This window comes from Streptomyces sp. SP17BM10 (assembly GCF_036322405.1).
In the GTDB taxonomy this organism is placed as follows: Bacteria; Actinomycetota; Actinomycetes; order Streptomycetales; family Streptomycetaceae; genus Kitasatospora.
The window spans coordinates 1-351 of sequence record NZ_JAQYXB010000477.1; the positions used below are offsets into that span (position 1 = coordinate 1).

Genomic DNA, 351 nt, shown 5'->3' on the forward strand with positions numbered 1-351 from the left:
GCCGGTGGCCAGGTCTGCGACTCCTGCGGTGTAGATCTCGGTGCTCGCCGTAGCATGATATACGCTCGCCGGCGCGGGGGGGGTCGGGGCGGCGCGCTGGGGCGCGGTCTGGCTGGGGGGGGGGGTGGGGTGGGGGGGGGGGGGGGGGGGGTGGTGGGGGGGTGTGGTGGGGGGGGGGGTTTTTTTGGGGTGGGGGGGGGGGGGGGGGGGGGGGCCCCCCCCCCGAAGAAAAAAAACCACAACCAAACCAGCCAGCCCACCAACAAACCCAACAAAAAAAAAACAACCCCCACCACCAAAACAAACAAACAAACCACCACACCCCAACCCCCACCCCCCACCCCCACCCCC

General features: G+C 69.8%; 1 pseudogene. It reads left to right on the forward strand.

Going from position 1 to position 351, the window contains the following annotated elements:
- Positions 1-153: 153 nt before the first annotated feature.
- Positions 154-351, forward strand: a pseudogene (locus PUR71_RS06945) (hypothetical protein); the annotation flags it as partial.